The 24,699-nt window shown below is 68.4% G+C and carries 20 protein-coding genes; 2 read left to right on the forward strand and 18 right to left on the reverse strand.

What is annotated here, in order from left to right; genetic code table 11:
* Window positions 1-218 precede the first annotated feature (218 nt).
* The 8 genes from ABNF93_RS25090 to ABNF93_RS25125 all read right to left on the reverse strand — a co-directional run bounded on the left by ABNF93_RS25090 (window position 219) and on the right by ABNF93_RS25125 (window position 10,340).
* A complete protein-coding gene (locus ABNF93_RS25090; protein ID WP_349330628.1) occupies window positions 219-1,319 on the reverse strand; it encodes an ABC transporter ATP-binding protein in 1,101 nt (366 codons plus the stop codon).
* Between the two features lie 13 nt (window positions 1,320-1,332).
* Window positions 1,333-2,379, reverse strand: coding sequence for an ABC transporter ATP-binding protein (locus ABNF93_RS25095; RefSeq protein WP_349330629.1), 1,047 nt, complete (start codon window positions 2,377-2,379; stop codon window positions 1,333-1,335).
* A 17-nt stretch (window positions 2,380-2,396) separates the two neighbouring features.
* Entirely contained in the window at window positions 2,397-3,389 is a 993-nt protein-coding gene (locus tag ABNF93_RS25100; protein WP_349330630.1) for an ABC transporter permease, read from the reverse strand.
* Between the two features lie 91 nt (window positions 3,390-3,480).
* Window positions 3,481-5,262 (reverse strand): ABC transporter substrate-binding protein, encoded by a 1,782-nt coding sequence (locus ABNF93_RS25105; protein WP_349330631.1) that lies wholly within the window; start codon window positions 5,260-5,262, stop codon window positions 3,481-3,483.
* Between the two features lie 41 nt (window positions 5,263-5,303).
* Window positions 5,304-6,284 carry an ABC transporter permease gene (locus ABNF93_RS25110; RefSeq protein WP_349330632.1) on the reverse strand — a complete coding sequence of 327 codons (981 nt, stop codon included), beginning with the start codon at window positions 6,282-6,284 and terminating at the stop codon, window positions 5,304-5,306.
* Window positions 6,285-6,487: 203 nt separating this feature from the next.
* Entirely contained in the window at window positions 6,488-8,254 is a 1,767-nt protein-coding gene (gene aspS, locus ABNF93_RS25115; protein ID WP_349330633.1) for an aspartate--tRNA ligase, read from the reverse strand.
* Window positions 8,251-9,552, reverse strand: coding sequence for a histidine--tRNA ligase (gene hisS / locus ABNF93_RS25120; protein ID WP_349330634.1), 1,302 nt, complete (start codon window positions 9,550-9,552; stop codon window positions 8,251-8,253). Before hisS ends, aspS begins: the two co-directional genes overlap by 4 nt.
* A complete protein-coding gene (locus ABNF93_RS25125; protein ID WP_349330635.1) occupies window positions 9,549-10,340 on the reverse strand; it encodes an MBL fold metallo-hydrolase in 792 nt (263 codons plus the stop codon). Before ABNF93_RS25125 ends, hisS begins: the two co-directional genes overlap by 4 nt.
* A gap of 314 nt (window positions 10,341-10,654) precedes the next feature.
* Between ABNF93_RS25125 and ABNF93_RS25130 the strand changes: the two genes are divergently transcribed.
* Together ABNF93_RS25130 and ABNF93_RS25135 are read left to right on the forward strand one after the other, a co-directional pair.
* Window positions 10,655-11,500 (forward strand): peptidylprolyl isomerase, encoded by an 846-nt coding sequence (locus ABNF93_RS25130; protein WP_349330636.1) that lies wholly within the window; start codon window positions 10,655-10,657, stop codon window positions 11,498-11,500.
* 20 nt (window positions 11,501-11,520) lie between these two features.
* The gene (locus ABNF93_RS25135) at window positions 11,521-12,759 is read left to right on the forward strand and encodes a DUF349 domain-containing protein (protein ID WP_349330637.1); all 1,239 of its coding nucleotides are present in this window, start codon (window positions 11,521-11,523) and stop codon (window positions 12,757-12,759) included.
* 112 nt (window positions 12,760-12,871) lie between these two features.
* Here the strand turns inward: ABNF93_RS25135 and ABNF93_RS25140 are convergent, their stop codons facing one another.
* From ABNF93_RS25140 to ABNF93_RS25185, 10 genes are all read right to left on the reverse strand, one after another.
* On the reverse strand, window positions 12,872-15,103 hold the full coding sequence (locus ABNF93_RS25140) for a RelA/SpoT family protein (protein WP_349330777.1): 2,232 nt from the start codon (window positions 15,101-15,103) through the stop codon (window positions 12,872-12,874).
* 463 nt (window positions 15,104-15,566) lie between these two features.
* On the reverse strand, window positions 15,567-16,109 hold the full coding sequence (locus ABNF93_RS25145; protein WP_349330638.1) for an adenine phosphoribosyltransferase: 543 nt from the start codon (window positions 16,107-16,109) through the stop codon (window positions 15,567-15,569).
* Window positions 16,106-17,287 carry a protein translocase subunit SecF gene (gene secF, locus ABNF93_RS25150; RefSeq protein WP_349330639.1) on the reverse strand — a complete coding sequence of 394 codons (1,182 nt, stop codon included), beginning with the start codon at window positions 17,285-17,287 and terminating at the stop codon, window positions 16,106-16,108. The genes ABNF93_RS25145 and secF overlap by 4 nt, the downstream gene beginning before the upstream one ends.
* Before the next feature lies 1 nt (window position 17,288).
* A complete protein-coding gene (gene secD / locus ABNF93_RS25155) occupies window positions 17,289-18,995 on the reverse strand; it encodes a protein translocase subunit SecD (RefSeq protein ID WP_349330640.1) in 1,707 nt (568 codons plus the stop codon).
* Between the two features lie 24 nt (window positions 18,996-19,019).
* Complete coding sequence (gene yajC, locus ABNF93_RS25160) at window positions 19,020-19,406, reverse strand: preprotein translocase subunit YajC (protein WP_349330641.1); 387 nt, start codon at window positions 19,404-19,406, stop codon at window positions 19,020-19,022.
* 105 nt (window positions 19,407-19,511) lie between these two features.
* The gene (gene ruvB / locus ABNF93_RS25165) at window positions 19,512-20,618 is read right to left on the reverse strand and encodes a Holliday junction branch migration DNA helicase RuvB (protein WP_349330642.1); all 1,107 of its coding nucleotides are present in this window, start codon (window positions 20,616-20,618) and stop codon (window positions 19,512-19,514) included.
* 37 nt (window positions 20,619-20,655) lie between these two features.
* The gene (gene ruvA, locus ABNF93_RS25170) at window positions 20,656-21,294 is read right to left on the reverse strand and encodes a Holliday junction branch migration protein RuvA (RefSeq protein ID WP_349330643.1); all 639 of its coding nucleotides are present in this window, start codon (window positions 21,292-21,294) and stop codon (window positions 20,656-20,658) included.
* The gene (gene ruvC, locus ABNF93_RS25175) at window positions 21,291-21,968 is read right to left on the reverse strand and encodes a crossover junction endodeoxyribonuclease RuvC (RefSeq protein ID WP_502877625.1); all 678 of its coding nucleotides are present in this window, start codon (window positions 21,966-21,968) and stop codon (window positions 21,291-21,293) included. Before ruvC ends, ruvA begins: the two co-directional genes overlap by 4 nt.
* A 156-nt stretch (window positions 21,969-22,124) precedes the next feature.
* Complete coding sequence (locus tag ABNF93_RS25180; RefSeq protein WP_349330645.1) at window positions 22,125-23,819, reverse strand: serine/threonine-protein kinase; 1,695 nt, start codon at window positions 23,817-23,819, stop codon at window positions 22,125-22,127.
* A gap of 104 nt (window positions 23,820-23,923) precedes the next feature.
* Complete coding sequence (locus tag ABNF93_RS25185; protein WP_349330646.1) at window positions 23,924-24,685, reverse strand: YebC/PmpR family DNA-binding transcriptional regulator; 762 nt, start codon at window positions 24,683-24,685, stop codon at window positions 23,924-23,926.
* Between the last annotated feature and the right edge of the window lie 14 nt (window positions 24,686-24,699).

The raw sequence follows: 24,699 nt of genomic DNA on the forward strand, positions 1-24,699 counted from the left end.
AGGACCCGGAGAACCGGCGAACACAGCGCCGTTAACCACGCACACCCACATCAAAAACCAGCCACCAACACAGAGATCAACACCGCCACCCCGCACCACCACCAGGCACGTGAAAGATCGAGGCTAGATGACCGCATCCCCATCCAGCCGGGGTGGCACTCCGCCGGGAGGACGAAGCCGGCACACGCAGGTCCGGCGCAGAACCGGTCCCCACCGGATCAGACAGCGACGTCCTTGCCGGCCGACACCGCTTCGGCCGCCTGTTGGCTGGCTTTCGCGTCCTGCAGCGTTGGCGGCGCGGCGAAGTGGCAGGCGACGAGGCGACCACCGACACTGCGCAACGGCGGCTCGTCGCGGGCGCAGATGTCCTGTGCCTTCCAGCACCGCGTACGGAATCGGCAGCCTGACGGCGGGTCGATCGGGCTGGGGACGTCACCGAAGAGCCGGATCCGTTCCCTGCGGCCACCGATCTGCGCCTGGCGTACGTCAGGCACCGCCGACAAGAGCGCCTGGGTGTACGGATGATGCGGCTCACCGTAGAGACGCTCCCGGTCCGCGAGCTCGACGATCTTGCCGAGATACATCACCGCCACCTGACGGCAGAAGTGGCGGACCACCGCAAGGTCGTGGGCGATGAACAGGAAGGAGATGCCGAACTCCTTCTGCAGGTTACCGAGGAGGTTCATCACCTGCGCCTGGATCGACACGTCGAGAGCGCTCACCGGCTCGTCCGCGACGATCAGCTTGGGGCGGACCGCGAGGGCCCGCGCGATCCCGATCCGCTGCCGCTGACCGCCGGAGAACTCTGTCGGATAGCGGTTGTAATGCTCGGGGTTGAGGCCGACGACCTCGAGAAGTTCCTGCACCCGGGACAGCACCTGAGCCTTGGGCACGATGCTGTGCACCCGCAGCGGCACACCGATGATCGACCCCACGGTGTGCCGCGGATTCAGCGACGAGAACGGATCCTGGAAGATGATCTGGATCTCCCTGCGGAACGGCAACACCCGCTTCTGCGACAGGCCGCCGATGTCGGTGCCCTCGAACCTGATCTCCCCGCTCGTGGGGTCGAGCAGCCGGGTGACCAGCCGCCCGGTCGTCGACTTGCCGCAGCCGGACTCGCCCACGAGACCGAGCGACTCGCCCTGGCCGAGGCTGAACGAGATCCCGTCGACTGCCTGGACCTGACCGACCACCCTGCGGACGACGCCCGTCGACCGGACGGGGAAGTGCTTGACCAGATTCTTGACCTCGAGCAGTGTCGTGCCCGGGTGGCTGATGCTCTGTTTCGATGCCGCGCCCGTCGCCGTCTCAGTCATGGTGTGGGCTCCCTCATCCGATCCGGGGCTGGATCTCATTGACGAAGATCTCCTCCGGGTTCGGCAGATGGCATCGCACCACGTGCCCCGTACCGCGTCCACCCGGCCGGAGGTCAGGCAAGGTGTCGACGCACCGGTCGTCCGGCAGCCGCGACGGGTAGGGGCAGCGCGGATGAAAGGGACAGCCGGTCGGAAGGTTGACCAGGCTCGGTGGGGTGCCCTTGATCGGCGTGAGTGGCTGGTCGAGTTCGCCCGTGAGGTGCGGCGCGCTGGTCAGCAGGCCCCAGGTGTAGGGGTGCTCCGGGTGGGTCAGGATCTCCTTGCCCGCGCCGTACTCCACGCACCGTCCGGCGTACATCACCAGCACGTCGTCGGCCATCTCGGCCACGACACCGAGGTCGTGGGTGATGATGATGATCGCCGATCCGAACTCCCGCTGCAGATCCTGCAAAAGGTCGAGGATCTGTGCCTGCACGGTGACGTCGAGCGCCGTCGTCGGCTCGTCGGCGATCAACAACTGGGGGTCGTTGACGAGCGCCATCGCGATCATGGCGCGCTGGCGCATGCCGCCGGAGAACTGGTGCGGATAGTCGTCGGCGCGGCGGCCCGCCTGCGGGATGCCCACGCGGTCGAGCATCTCGATCGCGCGCTTGCGCGCCACCGCCTTCGACGCCCTGTGGTGGGCGAGGTAGGCCTCCGCGATCTGGTCGCCGATCGTGAAGAACGGGTGCAGGCTCGACAACGGGTCCTGGAAGATCATCGCGGCGACATTGCCGCGGATCCGCCGCATCCGGTCGTCGTCGACGCCCACCAGGTCGGTGCCCTGCAGCCGGATGCTTCCGGTGATCTTCGCACGGCGTCGGTCGTGCAGGCCCATGATCGCCATGCTCGACACGCTCTTGCCCGAGCCGGACTCGCCGACGATGCCGAGCGTCCGGCCGAGTTCCACGCGGTAGCTCAGGTCCGTGACGGCGTTGACCACACCGTCCGGCGTCGGGAATCTGACGGTGAGATCTTCGACAGCGAGGAACGGCTCGCTGGAACTTGCGGTGGCGTTCATGCTCATCTGTGTCCCAGTCATCCGAGTCGGACTCGCGGGTCAAGGAAGCTGTAGACGACATCGATCACGATGTTGAGAGCGACGAGCAGGAACGCCGCGTACATCACCGATCCCATGATGACCGGTAGGTCTCCGCTCTCGAAGGCGTCGAGCGCCATGAGGCCGAGTCCCTGCACGTCGAAGATCCGTTCGGTGAAGATCGTGCCGGACAGCAGCGCGGCCAGGTCGAGCCCGAGGATCGTGACCACGGACGTGAGCCCCGCGCGGAGAGCGTGTTTGAAGTTGACGCGAGTGACGCTCAGCCCTTTGGCCCGGGCCGTACGTACGAAGTCCTCGCCGAGCGCCTCCACCATTGCCGCGCGTGTGTAACGTGCATAGGCGGTGGCGAACACGCCTCCGAGGACAACCCACGGTAACAACAGCCCGCTGAACCACTGCAGCGGATTCTCGGTCAGTGGCGTGTAGCCCGACCGCGGAAAGATCTCGAACTGGATGGACAGGTAGATCGCTGCGAGCAGGGCGACGAGGTAGTAGGGAAATGACGTCAGCACGAGCGACCCGCCGACGAGCGTCTTGTCCCACATGGTGCCTCGGTTGATCGCCGCCAGCGCGCCCAACGACACTCCGACGATCAGGAAGATCACCATGGCCCCGAGCGCCACCGCAAGTGTCACGGGGATGCGATCGACGATCATGGTCGTGACCGGCTGGTCGGCACTGAACGAGTAGCCGAGGCAGGGAACCCCGCACTCCTTGACGAACCCACCGGACTGGATCTCGCGTCCGGTGAAGATGCCCCCGAAGTATTCGACGAACTGCTGCGGGATCGGTTTGTCCAGCGACAGGCTCGCCCGGATGTCCGCCAGCCGCGACGGCGTGCAGTTCCGGTCGCCGCACATCTGGTACTCCGGCTTCGATGGTCCGATGAAGAACAGGATGAACGCCGCCACCATCACGACGAGGACCACCGACAGGCCCTCGAAGATCCGCCGTACCACGTATCCGAACATCGGTCTACCAACCTCGCGTCGCAGCCTAGGAGTGAGACCAGTTCTGGTGGGGGGACGAGCAGGTGCCCGTCCCCCCACCAGCGGCCATGACTTACTGCTTCACGAACAACTTCGTGTAGTCCGCTCCGCCGCCGTACGGGTCGTGGACGACGCCGCCGACCTTGGAGCCGTGCAGGATCGCGTCCTTGTCGTAGTAGTCCGGGATCACCGGGACGTACTTCTCCATCAGGAGCTTGTCGAGGGCGGCCCATTCAGACGGCTGCTCGTCGAGGGGCAGCGCACCGATCCGGTCGATCTCGTCGTTGACCTCTTTTTCGTTGAGGAACGACTTGTTCGGCGCGGAACCGGGGTTGAGCTCGATCAGCCGACCGTCGAAGATCGCCGGGAACACCGTCGACCCGGACGGCCAGTCGAGGCACCAACCGGAGTAACGGAGGTTTACCTCCGACTTGGGGTTGTCGGAGTCGGCGCGCCGCTGATCGGTCGGCATCGGGATCGCCTTCACCTTGAACCCGGCCGCCTTCAGCTTCTCCTCACGGACGGCTGACACCTGGGCCGCGATCTCGTTGTCGTTGGAGAACGTCCAGATGACCTCGAAGCCGAGGTTGCCCGACTCCTCGAGCATCTTCTTGGCCTTGACCGGGTCGCCGTCACCCTTGGCGCCGCTGCCGATGGCGTCGAAGTTCTCCCAGCCCGGCGTCACCTTCGGCAGAATCGTCGTTGCCGGCTCGTAGGTGAGTGGACTTTCACCCGCCGCCTTGTGCAGGGCGTCGTGCGGCCACGCGGTCGCGAGAGCCCGGCGAACCTCCAGGGGCATCGTCCGCCCGTCGAGATAGGCGAAGAACGTGCACGTGCTGGGCCCCTTGACCAGCCGCTCCTCGGGCTCCTTGTTCTGGATCTTCGGCAGCAGCGAGGCGTCGACGTCGTCGTAGGTGAGCGCCGTCTGGTCCTGACCGTTGTCCGCGATCAACTGCTCCTGCAGCTTGATCGGGTCCTGGTTGAACTTGAAGTCGAACCGGTCGGCGTACTGGTGCCGCGCCGGGTCGGTGGCCGGGTCCCAGTGCTCGTTCTTGGTGAGGACGAGCCGCTTGCCCTTCTGGTAGCTCTCGAACTTGTAGGGCCCGGTCGCCAGAGGATGGTTGCCGTAGTTCTCCTTGGTGTCCTTGGCCTCAGGAATAGCTGTGTAGAGAGGGAACGTGAGGTAGAACGGCAGGTCGGCGAACGGCTTCGCCATCTTCAGGATGACCGTCTTGTCGTCGGGCGTCTCGACGCCCGCGTAGTCCGGGCCGCCGCCGTCAGCCTTGCTCTTGTACGGCCCCTTGTAGGTGTCGCCGTCGAGGAAGTAGGTCTGCTGGTAGGTGGGACCGCTCGGCAGTTCCTCGGTGGCGAAGGACCGCTTCACCGCGTAGGCGATGTCGGCCGATGTGACATCGGTGCCGTCTTCGAGCTTGATCCCGTCCTTCAGCGTGAACTTCCACTCGGTGAAGTCCTCGTTCGGTGTGCCCAGGTCGGTCGCCATGTCGGGGACGAGGTGGTACTTACCGTCGTCACCAAGGCTCAGCGCCGTCAGGGTCCGGGTGGTCAGCCTGAGCACCGCCAGTGCGTCGATGTAGTACGCCCGCGTGGGGTCGAACGTCTCGGGAGCCTGCACCGTCAGCGTCGTGAGTGTGCCGCCCTTCTGCGCACCCTCGATCTCAGGGGCGGGGCCCGTCGCGTCCGCGTCCTGGACGACCTCGAAGCCACTGCCGGCCGGGGCGGAGGACTCCTTGTTCTCCTCTTGGGCCCGCTCCGACGGCGTCTCACCGCCGCCACCACATGCGGCAACGCCCAGCGCAAGGACGCCGGCCGCCGCCACAAGCTTTCTCCATCGCATAGGAATCGCTCCCTTGCCTTTCTTTCGTCGCGTCGGCCGTGCTACCGACGAGTCTTGGGGTCGAACGCGTCGCGGATCGCATCGCCCAGCAGGTTGAGGGCCAGGACGAGAACGAGAATCGCCAACGCGGGTTGCCAGAAGAAGATCGGATAGGTCTCGTAGTAGCTGATCGCGCCGTTGACTGTCCGCCCCCACGACGGCGTGGGTTCGGTGAGTCCGATGCCCAGGTAGGACAGGCCGGCCTCGTTGGCGATGAACGTGGGCACCGCCAAGGACAGGAAGACGATGATCTGGCCGGTGAGGTTGGGCAACAGTTCGCGGAACAGGATCCATCGGGTGGGAACCCCGATCGCCCGCGCGGCCTGGATGAACTCACGCTCCCGCAGCGACAAGACCTCGGCACGGACCAGCCGGCCCAGACCGGTCCAGCCGAAGAAGGCGAAGATGGCGACCAGGGTCCACAGCCGCACCTTCGAGACCGTGGCGCCGTCGCCCGGGAACCATGACTGCACCACCGGGGCGAAGGCGATGACGACCAGCAGCAGCGGCATCGAGAGCAGGAGGTTGATGAGCCACGAGATCGCGCGGTCGACGTGACCTCCCAGGAACCCTGCCAGCATGCCCAGAGCGGTGCCGACAGCCGTGGCGATCACCGAGGCACTGACGGCCACGAGGAGCGACGGTCGCGCACCGTGAACCCAGCGGGCGAACAGATCACGCCCCAGTCGCGGTTCGATCCCGAACGGGTGCTCCGCACTCGGGTTGACCGTCGGGAACCCGTACTCGTCGATCAGGTCCTGGTTCAGCGTGAACGGATCGGTGTGGGTGACTGCCGTGATGGCGTCGGCGAAGATCGCCACCAGGGCGAAGAACAGCACCACGATCGCGCAGACGATGGCGATCTTGTCCTTACGCAGCCGTTCCAAGGCGATCCGCGTCGGCGACTTGCCGTGGAGTGCCGGACTGGCCGGGGTCGCCGCCGATCCTTGTGCACCCGCCTCGAGCAGTGTCGGGTCCGCCATTGAGTGCCTGCTTGCCTTCCTGACGTGTCTTCGCTCATCACCGGTCGCAACAGGGCAAACCCATTGACTGCGACGCTTGACGATAAACGACGCGCTGGAGTCACGGCAGACGGTGCGAGATCACGATTTGTAAACTCTTGCGACTACATTGCGTACACGGGAGATGACGCGAGATGTATGAGCCGTGAGGGATGACGGGTGGCTCAGTCAGTCCTGCCCGGTTTCGCGTCGATGCCAGCTTCCCGGCGTTGGGCCGGTGTGATCGGTGCTGGCGCACCCGTCAGCGGGTCGGAGCCCGAAGCCGTCTTCGGGAACGCGATCACGTCCCTGATCGACTCGACTCCGGCCAAGAGGGCACAGAGCCGGTCCAGCCCGAGAGCGATCCCGCCGTGCGGCGGTGGACCGTAGCGCAGGGCCTCGAGCAGGAAGCCGAACTGGCTCTCGGCCTCTGCCTGAGTCATCCCGATCACGTCGAAGACGCGCTGCTGCACATCCGCGCGGTGTATACGGATCGACCCGCCGCCGATCTCCATGCCGTTGAGGACGATGTCGTACGCCTGCGACAACGCTTCTCCCGGTGCCTCTTCGAACCGGTCCACCCAGTCCGCGGTCGGTGCGGTGAACGGATGGTGGATCGCCGTCCATCCGGCGTCGTTACCGGTCTTCTCGACCCGCTCGAACATCGGTGCGTCGACAACCCAGCAGAACTCCCAACGGGAGTGGTCGATCAGGTCGCAGCGCTCCCCCACCTCCAGGCGGGCGGCGGCCAACAGGCCGAGCGCCTCGGCGCGAGAGCCGGCGGCGAAGAACACGCAGTCGCCGGGCTTGGCCCCGGCATGCGCCGCCAGGTGCGAGCGCTCGTCGTCGGAGAGGTTCTTCGCAACCGGACCGCCGAGCTCACCGTCGTCGCCGACCAGGACGTACGCAAGACCCTTGGCACCACGGGAACGGGCCCACTCCTGCCAGGCGTCCAGCTCCTTGCGCGCCTGTCCGGCACCTCCGGGCATGACGACAGCGCCGACGTGGAAGTCTTCGCCCTTGGATTGGAACACCCGGAAGGGCGTCTTGGCGAAGTAGTCGGTGAAGTCGACGAGCTCGAGTCCGAAGCGTAGGTCGGGCCGGTCTGTTCCGAACCGGCGCATCGCCTCTGCGTAGGTCATCCGCCTGATCGGCAACTCAACCTCGTGGCCGCGAATGTCCTTCCATACCTGGCTGATCACCTGCTCGGTCAGAGCGATCACGTCGTCGGCCGAGCCGAACGACATCTCCACATCGAGCTGGGTGAACTCCGGCTGTCGGTCAGCGCGGAAGTCCTCGTCACGGAAACAGCGCACGATCTGGTAATAGCGCTCGAGGCCGGCCACCATGAGCAGCTGCTTGAACAACTGGGGCGACTGCGGAAGCGCGTACCAGTGGCCCGGCTGCAGGCGTACGGGCACCAGGAAGTCTCGTGCACCTTCTGGCGTGGACCGCGTGAGGTACGGCGTCTCCACGTCGACGAAGCGGTTGCTGTCCATCACGTCGCGGATCAGGTGGGCGACCCGGGACCTCATCCGCAGCACCTCGGCCATCTCCGGCCGGCGCAGGTCGAGATAGCGATGGCGCAGGCGGGTCTCTTCGTTGACCGCGCTCTGGTGGTGGTCCTCCACCGGGAAGGGCAACGCCGCCGCCTCGCTCAGGACCTCGACCTCGCTCGCGACGACCTCGACCTGTCCCGTCGGCAACTGCGGGTTCTCGTTGCCGGCAGGGCGCATGCGGACCTCACCGACGACGCGCAGGCAGTACTCCTGCCGCAGGCCGTGCGCGGCCTCCTCGTCGCGGATGACGACCTGGGCGACCCCCGACACGTCACGGAGGTCGATGAACGCCACCCCACCGTGGTCGCGCCGCCTGGCCACCCAACCCGCGAGCGTCACCGTCTGGCCGGCGTGGTCGGCGCGGAGTGTTCCGGCCTCGTGCGTACGGATCACTCCTGGGTCTCCTTCACTGTCGGTGTGGTCACGTTCTGGTCGGACACCACGTGCTGGACAAGAATCGGGACGAGTTCGCCGAGCGGTACGGACGTCTGGTCACCGGTGCCAAGGTCTTTCAGCTGGGCCGTGCCCTGTTCGAGATCCCGGTCGCCGAGGACGACGGCGTGAGACGCTCCCGAGCGCCCGGCCGCCTTCATGGCGCCCTTGAGCCCCTGGCCGCCGTAGGCCGTGTCGCTGCGTACGCCCGACTGCCGGAGGTCACGGAGCAGGGTGACGGTGTGCCGGCGGGCAGCCGCGCCGAGGGCGACGACATAGACGTCGCAGCGGCCCTGGTCGCCGACGGTGAGGCCTTCGGCCTGGACCGCGAGAACGGTCCGGTCGACGCCGAGACCGAAGCCGACCCCGCCGAGGTCGGGTCCGCCGATGGTGGCGAGCAGCCCGTCGTAGCGGCCACCCCCGCCGATCGAGGACTGGGCGCCGAGATCGTCGTGGACGAACTCGAACGTCGTGCGCACGTAGTAGTCCAGCCCGCGGACGAGGCGCGGGTTGTCCTCCCAAATCACGCCGAGGTCGGCCAGCGCCGCGCGTACCTCGTCGTGGAACTCCTTGCACGCACCGCACAGGTGGTCGATGATCAGCGGCGCGTTCGTGAGCTGCGCCTGGACCGCGGAGCGCTTGTCGTCCAGCACCCGCATGGGGTTGATCTCAGCTCGCCGGCGGGTGTCGTCGTCGAGGTCAAGGCCGCGTAGGAACTCCTGCAGCAGCTCGCGGTAGACCGGCCGGCACTCGCGGCAGCCGAGACTGTTGAGCTGCAGCCGGGCCCTCGACAGACCCAGCCGGCGGTGTGCCTCCGCCGCCAGCCAGATCACCTCGGCGTCGAGCGCGGGATCATCGCTGCCGACGGCCTCGACGCCGACCTGGGTGTGTTGGCGGTATCGCCCGGACTGCGGCTGCTCGTAGCGGAAGTTCGGCCCGGCGTACCACACCTTGACCGGCAGCTGCCCGCGGTGCAGGCCGCGCTCCACGACGGCCCGCAGCACGCCCGCCGTGCCCTCGGGGCGCAACGTCAGCGACCGGCCGCCGCGGTCGTCGAACGTGTACATCTCCTTCGACACGACGTCGGTCGACTCGCCGACGCCGCGGACGAACAGTGCGGTGTCTTCGAACATCGGCGTCTCGACGTAGGCATAGCCGGACAGCCGTGGCGGCAGCGCCAACGTCTCGCGCACTGCGAGCCATGTCGCCGATGCGGGGGGAACGATGTCGTAGGTGCCCTTCGGCGCCTGGAAACTCATGAGTGGTCTTCACCCGCTCCGTACCTGGTGGGGTTCGCGCCCAACGAGGATGGCGGCCGGGACACCTCGGGCTGGAGCCCTTGCAGATAAGGGTTGGTGCGGCGTTCCCGGCCAATGGTCGTCTGGTCTCCGTGGCCGGGTAGGACCACGATCCGGTCGTCGAGCGGCAGCACCTTGTCGGCAAGGCTGGCCAGCATCGTCGGATGGTCACCACCCGGCAGGTCGGTACGTCCGATGGACCCGGCGAAGAGCAGGTCGCCCGCGAACATCAGCTCGGGCGGCTCGTCGCCGGCGTCCGTGCGTACGCCCGGATGTCGCTCGGGTGTCCGCCCCCCGCTGTAGGGCGTACGGAACGTCACCGACCCCGGGGTATGGCCGGGCGTGTGGTCAACGGTGAACGCGAGTCCCGCGACGTCGACGGCCATCCCGTCGGAGAGCTCGCGGACGTCGTCCGGCTCTGCGAAGGTTTCGCCGGCTCCGAGCAGCGCGCCGGCCCACTCCTGCGGCAGCCCGGCAAGCGGGTCGGCGAGCATCGGCCGGTCGGCGGGATGCACCCAGCAGACGGCCTCGTAGGTCCCGCACACCGGGATGATCGCCCACATGTGATCGAGGTGGCCGTGGGTGAGGAGGACGGCGACGGGCTTCAGGCGGTGTTCGCGGACGACCTCCGCTACCGCGGGCGCAGCGTCCTGACCGGGGTCCACGACGACGCACTCCGCGCCGCTCGCCGTTGCCACGATGTAGCAGTTCGCGGCGAACAGTCCGGTCGGAAAACCGGCGACCAACACTGCTCAGTCCTTTGTGTGAGGGGCTCAATTGCGACGTCCGACGTCGGGATTGACCTTGTGACCTACGATCCCTTCGGCTTCGAAGGGTACCGGCGGCGCCCCCGCGGCCGCGAACCACCTGAGGACCACCGGCGAGCCGATCGACGCAGGAGCGGTCCGGCGACGGTGCCATCTAGACGGTGCCATCTAGACTGGCTGCCCGGCCGCAGGGCGGAGCGCTGTCGGACATCCGTACCAAGCCGGACACCACGAGCCGTCGGATACCAGTTGGATACCAGACCAGTCGGATACCGAGAGTCGGGAGACGTCCCCCGGTGGTTACGAAGAAGCAGCGGGCTCGCCAGCTCGCCCGGCAGAAGTGGGAACGTCAGCAGTCCCGCCGTGCCCAGCGGCGCAGCCGTGCCCGGCGGCGCGCCATCATCGCCGGCGCCGTGGTCGGAGTCCTCATCGTCGGCGCCGGCGGCTACGGCCTCACCCTCCTGGTCAAAGAGGACCGCCCCGCCAGCGCCGCACCCACTCCGACCACCACACCTCCGCCGGTCTCCGCGTCGCCCTCCCCCTCACCGACCGAGGCGCCACGTCCGACGAAGCCGGGCGAGTGCAGCTACGTCGCTCAGGAGGGCACCGGCCAGCAGGCCGTCGGACTCCCCGCCGAGAAGGCCCCGGTGAAGGACGCCGTCGCCACCATCACCACCAATCTCGGGACGATCGAGGCGGACCTGTTCGGCGAGGCCGCCGCCTGCGCGGTCAACTCCTTCCGCCATCTCGCCACCAAGAACGCATTCGACGACACCACCTGCACCGGCCTCGCCGTGGCACCCGCACCGGCGCGCTTCCTCGAGTGCGGCGACGTCACGGGATCTGGTGCCGGCGGGCCGGGCTACATCTTCGGCAACGAGAACGACGACAAGCGGAGCATCGAACCCGGCTGGCTCGTCATGACCGGCGGCGAAAACCGCAATGGCAGTCGGTTCGGGATCACCTATGGTGACACCTCGAGGTTCGAGCAACCGGTGACGGTGTTCGGGAAGGTGAGTACCGGGCTCGACCTCGTGAGCAAGGCTGCGCGAGGTGGTCTGGCCCCCAACTCGGGGACACAGGGGGTCGGCAGGCCGGCAACATCGGTCATCATTTTAGATGTCAAGGTCACGACGACGTGATCTCCGACCAGGAGCGAGTAGTGAGCGGAACGGCAGAGGACCCCTGGGGCAGGGTGGCAGACGACGGCACCGTCTACGTCCGCACCGAATCCGGCGAGCGCGCCGTCGGGTCCTGGCACGTGGGCGACCCTGAGGGTGCGCTCACGTTCTTCCGGCGCAAGTACGACGCTCTCGCCCTTGAGGTCGGACTCCTCGCATCTCGGGTCGAAAGCGGCATACTGGCACCTGACGAAGCCCAGAGCGCGCTCCGGCGTGAACGCCGCAACCTGGCCGATGCCGCGGTCGTCGGCGACCTCGGCGCGCTCGCAACCCGCCTCGATGCGCTCGAGGCGGTCATCGCCGAACGCCGTACCCAACGCAAGGCCGAGCGCAAGCGGCACGTCGAGGAGGCCAAGCGGGTCAAGTCGGATATCGCCGAGGAGGCCGAGAAGCTCGCGGCGGGCTCTGACTGGCGGCACGGCGTCGGCCGGTTCCGTGAGCTGCTCGACCAGTGGAAGGCCCTGCCGCGGCTCGACAAGCCCACCGACGACGAGCTGTGGCGCCGGTTCTCCAGCGCCCGCACCGCCTACACCCGGCACCGCAAGCAGCACTTCACCGAACTCAACGCCCGCCGCGAGGACTCCCGCCAGGTCAAGGAGGAACTCGCCGCCGAAGCCGAGTCGCTAGCCGACTCGACCGACTGGGGGCGCGTCAGCGCCCGCTACCGGGAGCTCATGCGGCGCTGGAAGGCCGCCGGACCAGCACCCCGCGACGTCGAGGACCAGCTGTGGAAGCGGTTCCGGGCCGCGCAGGACCGGTTCTTCACCGCACGCAACACCACCTTCGCCGAGCAGGAAGCCGAGTTCGAAACCAACCTGACGCAGAAGGAAGCCCTCCTCACCGAGGCCGAGGCGCTCCTTCCGGTCCGGGACCAGCGCAGCGCGCGTGAGGCCTACCGCGACATCCTGGCCCGCTGGGACCGGATCGGGCGCGTGCCTCGCGCCTCCGTGCGGACGGTCGAAGGTCGGTTGCGCAAGGTCGAGGAGGCGATCCAGGCCGCCGAGGTCAAGGAGTGGCGGCGGACCAACCCCGAGACCCGGGCCCGGGCCAACGACACCCTGAGCCAGCTCCGTTCCTCCATCGCCGACCTCGAACGCACCGTGGAAGAACACCGCGCCAAGGGCGACTCCCATAGGCAGCGTCAAGCCGAGGAAGCCCTCGACGCCCGCCGCGCCTGGCTGGCCGAAGTAGAGAAGACCCTCGACGAGTTCTCCCCCTGAGCGGCGTCTCGCATCCCGCCTGGCTGCGTTCTCCTCCTCGCCGATACGAACCCAGTATCGGCTTCGTCGTCCGCCTTGCCAGCCGGGCGCGAGATGCCGCTCAGCTAGCTGACTAGTTCGTCACGCGGTAGGCGTCGAAGACGCCGTCGACGCCGCGGACCGCGCGCAGGACGTGGCCCATGTGCTTCGGGTCGCCCATCTCGAAGGTGAAGCGGCTCTTCGCTACCCGGTCCCGGGTGGTGGTCACCGACGCCGACAGGATGTTGACGTGCTGGTCGGAGAGCACCCGGGTGATGTCACTGAGCAACCTCGCCCGGTCGAGCGCCTCGACCTGAATCTGCACGAGGAACAGGCTCTGCGCGGTCGGCGCCCAGTCGACGTCGAGCATCCGGTCAGGCTGCGCCGTGAGGTGGTCGATGTTGACGCAGTCCTTGCGGTGGACCGACACGCCTGCGCCGCGGGTGACGAAACCGACGATCGCGTCGCCCGGCACCGGAGTGCAGCACTTGGCGAGCTTGATCCAGACGTCGGTCACGCCGCGCACCACGACGCCGGAGTCGCCGCGTGGCATGCGTTCGCGCCGGGCCGTCTCGATCGCGAGCGTGACGCCTTCGGAGACGTCCTCGGCTTCCTCCTCCGCTCCCCCGATGATCTGGACGAGCCGGCGTACGACGGCCTGGGCGGTGACGTTGCCCTCACCGACGGCCGCGTACAGCGACGAGACATCGGAGTGGCGCAGTAGATCCTGAGCGACGGCGGCGAGGGCCTCGTGCGTCAGCATCCGCTGCAGAGGCAGGCCTTCCTTGCGGACCATCCGGGCCAGGAGGTCCTTGCCCTGGTCGATCGCCTCCTCGCGACGTTCCTTGGTGAACCAGTGCCGGATCTTGTTGCGCGCCCGCGGACTCTTGACGAACGTCAGCCAGTCGTGGCTCGGAGCGGCGCCCTGCGCCTTGGAGGTGAAGACCTCCACCAGGTCGCCGTTCTCGAGCTGGCTCTCGAGCGGCACGAGACGTCCGTTGACCCGGGCGCCGATGCACCGGTGTCCGACCTCGGTGTGGATGGCGTAGGCGAAGTCGACCGGTGTGGAGCCGGCGGGTAGGGCAATCACGTCGCCGCGCGGGGTGAAGACGTAGACCTGGGTCGACTTCATCTCGAAGCGCAGCGACTCGAGGAACTCGCCCGGGTCCTCGGTCTCGCGCTGCCAGTCGAGCAGCTGCCGCAGCCACGCCATGTCGTTGGGGCCGGCGGGCTTGTCGGTCTCGCGGGCGGCGCTGGTGTCCTCCTTGTACTTCCAGTGCGCCGCGACACCGTACTCAGCACGACGGTGCATGGAGAAGGTGCGGATCTGCATCTCGACCGGCTTGCCGTCAGGACCCATCACCGAGGTGTGCAACGACTGGTACATGTTGAACTTCGGCATCGCGATGTAGTCCTTGAACCGCCCGGGCACGGGGTTCCAGCGGGCGTGGATGACGCCGAGTGCCGCGTAGCAGTCGCGCACCGAGTCGGTCAGGACCCGGATGCCCACGAGGTCGTAGATGTCGCCGAACTCGCGGCCGCGCACGATCATCTTCTGGTAGATCGAGTAGTAGTGCTTCGGCCGCCCGGTGACGGTGGCCTTGATCTTGGCGCCGCGAAGGTCGCCCTGCACCTGGTCGATCACTTTCGCGAGGTACTCGTCGCGCGACGGCGCCCGCTCGGCCACCAACCGGACGATCTCGTCGTAGAGCTTCGGGTGCAAGGTGGCGAACGACAGGTCCTCGATCTCCCACTTGAGCGTGTTCATACCGAGGCGGTGCGCGAGGGATGCGTAGATCTCCAGCGTCTCCCGCGCGGTCCGTTCCTGCTTCGCCTGCGAGAGATAGCGGAGAGTACGCATGTTGTGCAGGCGGTCGGCGAGCTTGATGACGAGGACGCGAATGTCCTTTGCCATCGCGATGACCATCTTCCGGATGGTCTCGGCCTGCGCGTATTCGCCGTACTTCACCTTGTCGAGCTTGGTGACACCGTCGACGAGCATCGCGATCTCGTCGCCGAAGTCCTTTCGAAGGTCCTCGAGGCTGTACGGCGTGTCCTCCACCGTGTCGTGCAGAAGCGCCGCACACAGGGTGGGTGGCGTCATGCCGAGCTCGGCAAGGATTGTCGCCACGGCGACCGGATGGGTGATGTACGGGTCACCGCTCTTGCGGGACTGCCCCCGGTGCCACTTCTCCGCGGTGCGGAACGCCTTCTCGATCAGCGCCAGGTCGGCCTTGGGGTGGGTCGTACGAACGATTCGAAACAACGGCTCCAGGACCGGGTTGCCCTGGGGGGAACGCCCGAGTCGGGCCAGTCGTTCTCGCATGCGACGGGACGAACCGGAAAACGGGCCGCCCAGGCCCTGGACCGACCCTCGTCGACCGCCGCCGCCACGCTGCTGGTCCTGCTCGGTGGTGCCGGCCGGCTCGCTGGAGTCGGGGAGGGAGACCGTCGCGATAGCCGGGGCGCCGTTGCTGGACGCGCCTGCAGAGCGTCGCGGCGGGCGGTCAGTGTCACCGCGCGCCGACGCGGGCGGGATCGTCTCCTCAGCCACAGCGCTCCCTCCGGGGCGGCAAGACACCAGTTTACGGGCACCGGCTCAGGATCCGAGCGTCACCGTCCACAAGATGACCGCTCCGGCGTGTCTCGCAAGTGCCGCCGGCCACACGGTCGGCCTGAGTGGTGGCACCTCCGGGGCGGGCAGATCGGACAGACCGCACCTGGGATGCGGCTGGTCGCGGCCAGGGGCCAGGCACGTCGCGGGGAGCACCTGTAACTACGGGGTCCTCCTACACCGCCAACAGCGAATGGACACTGAGTTCGCCGAGTCGCGCGCGGGCATCGAGGGCGGTGATTTCGAGGAGGACGGAGGCGCCCACCACGACGCCACCAGCAGCGCGGATCAGCTGGCCGGCCGCCTCCACCGTGCCACCGGTCGCGAGCACGTCGTCGATGAGGAGAACCCGCTCGCCCTGCGTGAATGCGTCCTGGTGCACCTCGAGCGTCTCTTCACCGTATTCGAGGTCGTACGCCTGCGTATGGGTGGCAGCGGGGAGTTTGCCCAGTTTGCGGACGGGGACGAAGCCGACGTCCAGGGCCAGCGCGACCGGCGCGGCCAGGATGAAACCGCGTGCCTCGATGCCCACCACCTTGTCGATCCTGGGCTGGTGGTTCCGCCACGGTGCGCAGAGCGCCTCGATGACCTGGGCGAAGGCGGTGGCGTCGGCGAGGAGTGGCGTGATGTCCTTGAAGAGGATGCCTGGCTGGGGATAGTCGGGGATGTCGCGAATGTGGTGGCGGACGAGATCTCCGATGGTGTGGAGGTCATTCATCGGCCTCGTCCCTTCGATCGTCTGGCCGACCGGCTGCGTCGTTGTGGCTGGGCTCGACCGGCCGCGACCGCCACCGAACCTCTCGCCTGCGTCGGCTGGGTCAGTTGGGCGGCCACGAGCGGCGAAGACCCCGTCGGGTCACGGTCTCCTGCCGTGGTGACCACGACCGGCGCGCCCAGCTGCTTCCCACCCGGCCGGCGACGCTGCTCAGCACGCCTCGCGAGTGCGCGCATCGCGGGTTCCCGCTCCTTCAGGTCACACAGCAAAGGCGTCGCGATGAAGATCGAGGAGTACGTGCCGGCCGCGATGCCGATGAAGAGGGCCAGGGCAAGGTCCTTCAGCGTGCCCGCCCCCAGCAGTCCGGCGCCGACGAACAGGATGCCGGCGACCGGGAGCAGCGCGATGACCGACGTGTTGATCGAACGCACCAACGTCTGGTTGACGGCGAGGTTCGCCGCCTCGCTGTAGGTCGACCGGGCTGACGCGACGAGGCCGCGGGTGTTCTCACGTACCTTGTCGAACACGACCACGGTGTCGTAGAGGGAGTAGCCGAGGATCGTCAGGAGGCCGATCACGGTCGCTGGTGTCATGTCGAAACCGACCAGCGCGTAGATGCCGACTGTGATCACCACGTCGTGCAGCAGCGCGACGAGCCCCGAGATCGACATCCGCCACTCGCGGAAGTAGCCCCAGATCACCACCATCACGAGGCAGAGGAAGACCGCAAGGCTGATGAGCGCCTTGTCGGTGATCTGCCCGCCCCATGTGGGACCGATGCTGGAGTACGCCACGTCGGCGGCCGGAATGTCGAGGGACTCGCCGATCGCCTTGCGTACCGTCGAGATGTCGGCGTTGGTCAGCGGCGGGGTCTCGACGCGGATCTGCCTGTCGCCGACAGCGGTGATGATCGGTTCCGAGGCGCCGGTGACACCCACATCCGCGACGGCCTCACGCACGGGAGCGATGGCGACCGCTGCCGATCCGGAAGAGACCGGCGCCTGGAAGTCGACGCCACCCCGGAACTCGATCGAGAAGTTCAGCCCGCGGAGCAGGACCGCGCCGATGGCGAGCAGGGTGAGTACGACCGATATGAGGTACCACCACCGCCGGCGCCCGATGAAGCCGATCGAGACGTCACCGGTGTAGAGGCGGTGGCCGAGCGTTCCTAGGCGCGACATGTCACGCCTCCTTCGGCACGACGCGTCTGGAGGCACCGGCGCGGTACCTTCCCGCCGAGACTCCGAGGTGGGCCGGATCGAGGCCGGACCACCGATGACCTTCTCCGAAGAACCGGGTCCGGGCCAGGAGTGTGAGCAACGGCTTGGTGAAGGCGAAGACCACCACCAGGTCGACCAACGTGGTGAGGCCCAGGGCATAGGCGAAGCCCCGGACGTTGCCGATCGACAGCGTGTACAGGACGATCGCCGCCAGCAGGGACACCGAGTCCGCCGCCAGGATCGTCCGGCGGGCGCGCAGCCATCCGGCCTCGACCGCGGTGCGCAGGCTCCTACCGTCGCGAACCTCGTCGCGGAGGCGTTCGAAGAACACCACGAACGAGTCCGCCGTGATGCCGATCGCCACGATCAGGCCAGCGATGCCGGCCAGGGTGAGAGTGAAGCCCTGGCCGGACCCGAGCAGGACGACGGCGATGTAGGTCATCCCGCCCGCGACGGCAAGGGACAGGACGACAACCAGTCCGAGACCGCGGTAGTAGAAGAACGAGTACAACACCACCAGGCCGAGCCCGATCGACCCGGCGATCAGACCACCGACGAGCTGGTCGCTCCCAAGCGTCGGCGACACCGCGGAGACCTGGCTGGTCTCGAACGACAGTGGCAGGGCACCGTACTTGAGGACGTTGGCGAGATCGGTGGCCTCCTGCTGGCTGAAGCTACCGGTGATGCTGGCCTGGCCATCGGTGATCGGCTGGACGATCCGGGGGTATGACACGACTTTCCCGTCGAGGACGATCGCGAACTGGTTCAGCGGCTCGGTGAGGTTGACCATCTGGCTGCTGGCCTGGGCGAACTTCTTCGGACCGTCGCCCTTGAGCTTCAGCCCGACCTCCCAGGCGGGCTGGGACTGCGGGAGCTGGGCCGTCGCGTCAGCGATCTCCGTGCCAAGCACCAGGGCCGGTCCGAGGACGAACTTCGCCCGATCCTCCCGGTCGCAGGCGAGCAGCGGAGTCCCGGGGTTGTCCTTGGCCGGTTTGTAGTCCTCGCAGTGGAACGCCAGGAGGGCGGACTGCTGCTCGGAAGTGGGACCGGTCGTGGACACCTGGGTCTCGTTCGTGCCCGGTGGCGCCGGTGCTGGCGTCGTGGGCTCATCCGGATCGGTCGGCGTCACCGTCGGACTGGGTGTCGGCTTCAGGATCGGGGCGATTCGCGGCGCTGCCCGGCTGCGGTTGGCCCCCGAAGGGCTGGGGGTCGGCGTGGCACCTGCCGTGGGTGAGGCGGACGGGCTGGCCGAGGCGGACGGGCTGGGTGACGCCGTCGGTTCCGGTGCCTCCACGCCCGCCGCCTGGACGGCGAGGACCTGGCGGAAGCGCAGCTCGGCTGTCGATCCGACCAAGGCGACGATCTCGTCCTGCCCTACGCCCGGGACCTCGACGATGATGTGGTCACTGCCCTGGGTGGTGACCTCCGCCTCGGCAATGGCACCGACGCGGTTGCGAATGATGTCGACGGCCTCGTTCAGCTTCTCCGGCGTCACCGAGCCCTGGCCGGCGGTCGGCTGCGCCGTCAACGTGATCGAGGTGCCGCCACGCAGGTCAAGTCCGAGCCGGGGCGTCCACACCCCGAGCAGCGCCATTGTCGCGACACCCACGACCAGGGCGAGTGTCACGACACCGACCGCTCGCCACGGGTGCGGCCTCCTGGTTGCCACCTCGGCTCCCCGTCCCCCGAGACCTCAGGACTCCTTGATCGGCCCCTCTGGCGTCGGCGAGCTTCCACTCCCCTTGGCGGAGTCCTCCGACGTCGACTCCGCATCGGCGGTGGAGTCGCCGTCGGTGGGCGAATCCATGATCCGGACGATCGCCTGCCGGACGTGACGGGCGTAGACACCGGGTGCGATCTCGAGGACCACGGCGTCGGCTTCGACCGAGTGGACGGTCGCGAGCAGCCCAGCGCCGGTCATCACCTGCTGTCCGGGCTGGACCTTCTGCTGCATCTCGGCGGTCTCGCGCTGGCGCTTGCGTTGTGGCCTGATCGCGACGACCCAGAACAACACCAGCAACAACACCGGAAGCAGCAGTGCCCAGACGTTGGCGCCGCCGGCGGCTGAACTGAGGAGCATGAGGTCGATCCTTCCCTGGCGCCCTCACGCAGGGCACCTCTCGTGGGTGTGACCACGGCCGTGGCCCCACGGCCATCGGCGGAGTCTAGACGACCGAACGCGGCTCTATGTCGAGTCGTCGCCCGGGTCGTCATCGAACAGGCTCGGCGTCTGCCCGAACGCCGAGTCGGCCGGCACCGCGAGGCCGATCTGGCGCCACGCCGCGGGAGTTGCCACCCGGCCGCGTTGGGTGCGGGCAAGATAGCCGTTGCGGACGAGGAACGGCTCGGCGACCTCCTCGACCGTCTCACGCTCCTCACCGACCGCGACCGCAAGGGTCGACAGGCCCACCGGCCCGCCGCCGAACCGTCGGCACAGGGCGTCGAGGACGGCCCGGTCGAGCCGGTCAAGCCCGTCCTCGTCCACTTCGTACAGCGTGAGGGCGGTCCGGGCGACGTCGTGGCGGACGACACCGTCCGCACGGACCTGGGCGTAGTCACGGACCCGGCGGAGCAGCCGGTTGGCGATCCGGGGCGTGCCCCGGGACCGGCTGGCGATCTCGTGCGCGCCGTCGCCGGCGACGGGGACGTCGAGCAGCTGCGCGGACCTGGTGACGATCTCCTCCAGCTCGGCCACTTCGTAGTAGTCCAGGTGCCCGGTGAAGCCGAACCGGTCGCGCAGTGGACCGGGTAGCAGACCCGACCGGGTGGTGGCACCCACCAGCGTGAACGGCGGGATCTCCAGCGGGATCGCGGTCGCGCCAGGTCCCTTGCCGACCACCACGTCGACCCGGAAGTCCTCCATCGCCATGTAGAGCATCTCCTCGGCGGGACGGCTCATCCGGTGGATCTCGTCGAGGAACAGCACCTCGCCCTCGGCGAGGGAGGACAGGATGGCGGCGAGGTCGCCAGCGTGCTGGATCGCGGGCCCGCTGGTGATCCGGAGCGGCGCGCTGAGCTCGGCCGCGATGATCATCGCCAAGGTCGTCTTCCCCAGCCCTGGTGGGCCCGAGAGCAGCACGTGATCCGGTGGCCGGCCGCGACTCCGCGCGGCTTCCAACACCAGTCCCAACTGGTCCTTGACCCGGGACTGCCCGATCAGCTCCTCGAGCGTGCGCGGCCGGAGCGCGGCTTCGACCGTCGTCTCGTCGACGCGGGCCTCCGCTTCGACGAGGGAGCGCCCACCTGGACGCTCGCCGCCCACGTGATCGCCGTTGTCGGCGTACGAGGTCATCGATCAGCTCCCCGGCAGAGGGTTTTCCCACGGCATGTCATGCCCGGGAGAGCGTACGAAGGGCGGCGCGGAGCAGACTCGCCACCTCCGGCGCCGCGCCTGTCTCGGCCTGTTCCTGCGCCAGGGGTTCCACCGCGTCGAGTGCGGTCTCTGCCTCCCGCGTCGACCAGCCAAGGCCGAGCAGTGCACCGCGGACCTGGACCCGCCACGCGACGGTGCCGCCAGCGGCGGCCGGCACGGGAGTTCCGTTCGCCGCGGCACCCGTACCGGCAGTGGGTGCGCCGAGACGGTCCTTGAGCTCCAACACGATGCGCTGGGCACCCTTCTTGCCGATCCCGGGAACCTTGGTCAGCGCCACCAGATCCTCGCGGGCGACCGCGCGACGCAGGTCGTCGGGCCGGTGCACGGCGAGCATCGCCTGCGCGAGCCTTGGTCCCACACCGCTGGCGGTCTGCAGGAGCTCGAAGACCATGCGTTCGTCGTCGTCGGCGAAGCCGTAGAGCGTGAGCGACTCCTCCCGGACGACCAGACTGGTCGGGACGCTCGCGGTCGCGTCCACCCGCAGGTCGGCCAGCGTGCCCGGTGTCGCACGGATCTCTATCCCGATGCCGCCGACATCGACGACGGCGGAGTCGAGTCCGACAGATGCGACCTTGCCTCGTACGAATGCGATCATCGAGGACCCTTCCGGTGCGGCTCGCCGGCACCTTCGGCGGACTGTGTGGGCTGAACGGTCTTCGTGGACACGGCAGCGGCAGTGTGCCAGCGGGCGCCGACAGCCTCCCGCGCGGCGACGACCGGCGGGCGGCCACGACCGACCGGGCCGCGGCGGTTCTGGCTCCGCCCCGCCGCGGCCTGCCGGGCGGCCTCGATCCGGGCGGCGGCAGGGCCACGCCACAAGTGGCAGATCGCGAGCGCCAGGGCATCGGCCGCGTCGGCCGGGCGGGGCTTGGCGGGAAGGGACAGGATCCGGGTCACCATGTGGGTCACCTGTTCCTTGCCGGCGCGGCCGTTGCCGGTGACCGCCGCCTTCACCTCGCTGGGCGTGTGGAGGGCAACCGGGATGCCACGTCGCGCCGCCGCGGTCAGGATGACGCCACTCACCTGGGCAGTGCCCATCACCGTGCGGACGTTGTGCTGGCTGAAGACCCGTTCGAGCGCCACGGCATCGGGTGTGTGCTCGTCGAGCCAGCTGGCGACCACGCGCTCGACCTCGAGCAGCCGGCCGCCCAGGTCGAGGTCGGGATGGGTCCGCACGACATCGACCGCCAGCAGGCCCAGCCGGCGTGGGTGCTCGCTCTCCACCAGTCCGAGGCCGCAGCGGGTGAGGCCGGGATCGATTCCGAGCACGCGCACTGGTCCTGGACCCTCCGCCTCACCTGCCGCCGAACGTCTGTTCGGGAGGCTATCGGGCCCGCGCCCACGAGGACGTGGCGACGCGCCGGCCGGCCCCGGATCCGCGGGTGACGCCGGCGGGCTCAGGATCGGCGGGTGGCGCCGGCGGACTCAGCCAGGCCAGTCGAGCCGGGGCAGCGGCCCCTGTTCCAACGGCCACCACTGGATGAGTTCGGTACTGGCAACCGTGGCGAGGACCAGAGCCACGACCGCGAGCACCGCCCCGGCCACGACGGAGACCCAGCGGCGACGGAGTACGGCGGAGAGGATCCGCTGGCTCCCATGCTGGACGCCCTCACCCTCGACACCCCACCAGGCCAGCGCCGCGACGACGAGCCCGATGCCACCGGCCACCAGGTCCCAGCGGGGCGTGATCGCACCCGCGTAGAAGAACAGGACAACGACGCCGACGAGGATGCCCGCACCGGTGACGGCGATCGGCAGGGTCAGCGCAGTGACCAGAACCGAACGCACGAAGTGCCACGGCAGTGCCGCGCCGACCGCCACGGGGTCGAGTCCGCGACGCCCCCTGGTCGAGCGCCGCCGCCGGAGGAAGCGGGCCGACCGGTCGACCGTACGGCTGACCACCAGCCAGCCGGTCAACGCTCCGGCCGCGATGAGCGGCACGACGGCGGCCAGGGCCGCGAGGACGGCGAACGCGAGCGTGGTCACGACCCGGTGGGGTCTGACCGGCCCGTGATAGACCGGCCAGGAGGGTTCGGGCGTGCGTTCCTCGGTGTCGGCGGCCTCGCCGTCGTCAGCGTACGGCTCTCCCGGGTCGGCGCCGGAGTCGTACCTGTCGTCGTACCCGTCGTATCCGTCGGCGTGGTCATCGCCCGCGGGCGCGTACCTGTCGTCGGTGTAGGTGTCGAGCGGAGGGGCTTCGGACGCGGCGCCGGCCATGGGTGTGGTCGATCCGTTGCCCAGGTGCGTGTCGGGGATGCCTGAAGCCGGTGCCTGCGACAGTGCGACGGTCCGGTCCGGCGGCGGCTCGCCGGTCTCGAGCCAGCGCAGGAGTGTCGGTGCGCTGGGACGCTCGGCAGGGTCCTTGGCGAAACAGAGTTCGAGAACCGGAAACAGCCAGTCCGGGCAGCCGTCGAGGTCCGGACCTTCGTGCAGGACTCGATAGGCGACAGCCTCCAGTGGCCCCTTGCCGAACGGTGAGCGTCCAGTCGCGGCGTAGGCAACGGTCGCGGCCCAGGAGTGGATGTCCGCGGCCGCCGTGATCTCGGAACCGTGCAGGATCTCCGGCGCGACATAGCCGGGGGTTCCGTAGACCAGACCAGGCACGGTCATGCGGGTGTCGTCGGCGATCTGCGCGATGCCGAAGTCGATGACGACAGCGATTCCGTCATCGAGGAGGACGTTGCCGGGCTTGAGGTCCCGGTGGACGACATCGGCGCCGTGGATCGAGCAGAGCGCGTCGGCGAGGTCACCGGCAAGGTCGGCGAGGTCGGCTCCGTCGAGCGGTCCGTCCCGCTCCACCACCTCGTGCAGGGGTGGTCCGGCGACGAAGTCGGTGACGAGGTACGGCGTGGCAGCCGCGACGTCGGCGTCGAGGACCTGGGCGACGTGGCGGCCCCGGACGCGTGCGAGCACCTGCGCCTCGCGGGCGAACCGCGCCCGCGACTCGCTGTCGCCGGCAACGTGCGGGCGGAGCAGCTTGATCGCGACGACCCGCCCGTCGGTGTCGGTGGCGCGATGGACGACGCCCATCCCGCCCTCGCCGATCCGTTCACGCAGCAGGTAGCCGTCGAGCCGCGTGAACTCGACAGTGGACGCGTCGTCGGTCAGGTCCCGCTGCACGCAAACACGGTAACCGGCCCGCGACGGCTATGTCCGGCGCACGCCACGCCACGCTGATGGCGAGTCGCCAATGCCCGAGTCCGGCGAACCACGCGAACCCGTCGCTAGCCGACCTTCTCCATGATGTCGTCGGACACGTCGAAGTTGGCGTAGACGTTCTGCACGTCGTCGCAGTCCTCGAGCGCCTCGACGAGCCGGAACACCTTGGGCGCGGTGTCCTCGTCGAGCGGAACGGTCACACTCGGGACAAAGCTCGCTTCGGCCGATTCGTAGTCGATGCCGGCGTCCTGCAGGGCCGTGCGGACCGCCACCAGGTCCGACGGCTCGGAGATCACCTCGAACGCCTCGCCGAGGTCGTTGACCTCCTCGGCACCGGCGTCGAGCACGGCGAGGAGTACGTCGTCCTCGGTGAGCGCCTTGCCGTCCTGTTCACGAGGGAGGACGATGACGCCGCGCCGGCTGAACATGTACGACACACTGCCCGCGTCGGCCATCGAGCCGCCGTTGCGCGTGGTGGCGGTGCGGACCTCGCCCGCCGCCCGGTTGCGGTTGTCGGTGAGGCACTCGATCAGGATGGCCACGCCGGCGGGTCCGTACCCTTCGTACATGATCGTCTGATAGTCGGCACCGCCGCCCTCCAGACCCGAGCCACGCTTGACCGCACGGTCGATGTTGTCGTTGGGGACCGAGGACTTCTTGGCCTTCTGGATGGCGTCGAAGAGGGTCGGGTTGCCGGCCGGATCGCCGCCGCCGACCCTCGCTGCGACCTCGACGTTCTTGATCAGCTTCGCGAAGAGCTTGCCCCGCTTGGCGTCGATCACGGCCTTCTTGTGCTTCGTGGTTGCCCACTTGGAATGACCGGACATGGCGGGTAGGCCTC

It is taken from the genome of Actinopolymorpha sp. B9G3 (assembly GCF_040120725.1).
Taxonomy (GTDB): domain Bacteria; phylum Actinomycetota; class Actinomycetes; order Propionibacteriales; family Actinopolymorphaceae; genus Thermasporomyces.

Excerpts from the sequence above, each read along its gene's own strand:
- ABNF93_RS25100 (WP_349330630.1), bottom strand. The coding sequence starts at position 3,389 with ATGTTCGGATACGTGGTACGGCGGATCTTCGAGGGCCTGTCGGTGGTC.
- ABNF93_RS25110 (WP_349330632.1), bottom strand. The coding sequence starts at position 6,284 with ATGGCGGACCCGACACTGCTCGAGGCGGGTGCACAAGGATCGGCGGCG.
- ABNF93_RS25105 (WP_349330631.1), bottom strand. The coding sequence starts at position 5,262 with ATGCGATGGAGAAAGCTTGTGGCGGCGGCCGGCGTCCTTGCGCTGGGC.
- yajC (WP_349330641.1), bottom strand. The coding sequence starts at position 19,406 with ATGCTCCTCAGTTCAGCCGCCGGCGGCGCCAACGTCTGGGCACTGCTG.
- hisS (WP_349330634.1), bottom strand. The coding sequence starts at position 9,552 with ATGAGTTTCCAGGCGCCGAAGGGCACCTACGACATCGTTCCCCCCGCA.
- ABNF93_RS25090 (WP_349330628.1), bottom strand. The coding sequence starts at position 1,319 with ATGACTGAGACGGCGACGGGCGCGGCATCGAAACAGAGCATCAGCCAC.
- secF (WP_349330639.1), bottom strand. The coding sequence starts at position 17,287 with ATGTCGCGCCTAGGAACGCTCGGCCACCGCCTCTACACCGGTGACGTC.
- ABNF93_RS25145 (WP_349330638.1), bottom strand. The coding sequence starts at position 16,109 with ATGAATGACCTCCACACCATCGGAGATCTCGTCCGCCACCACATTCGC.
- ruvA (WP_349330643.1), bottom strand. The coding sequence starts at position 21,294 with ATGATCGCATTCGTACGAGGCAAGGTCGCATCTGTCGGACTCGACTCC.
- ABNF93_RS25095 (WP_349330629.1), bottom strand. The coding sequence starts at position 2,379 with ATGAACGCCACCGCAAGTTCCAGCGAGCCGTTCCTCGCTGTCGAAGAT.
- ABNF93_RS25140 (WP_349330777.1), bottom strand. The coding sequence starts at position 15,103 with ATGCGAGAACGACTGGCCCGACTCGGGCGTTCCCCCCAGGGCAACCCG.
- ruvB (WP_349330642.1), bottom strand. The coding sequence starts at position 20,618 with ATGACCTCGTACGCCGACAACGGCGATCACGTGGGCGGCGAGCGTCCA.
- ABNF93_RS25185 (WP_349330646.1), bottom strand. The coding sequence starts at position 24,685 with ATGTCCGGTCATTCCAAGTGGGCAACCACGAAGCACAAGAAGGCCGTG.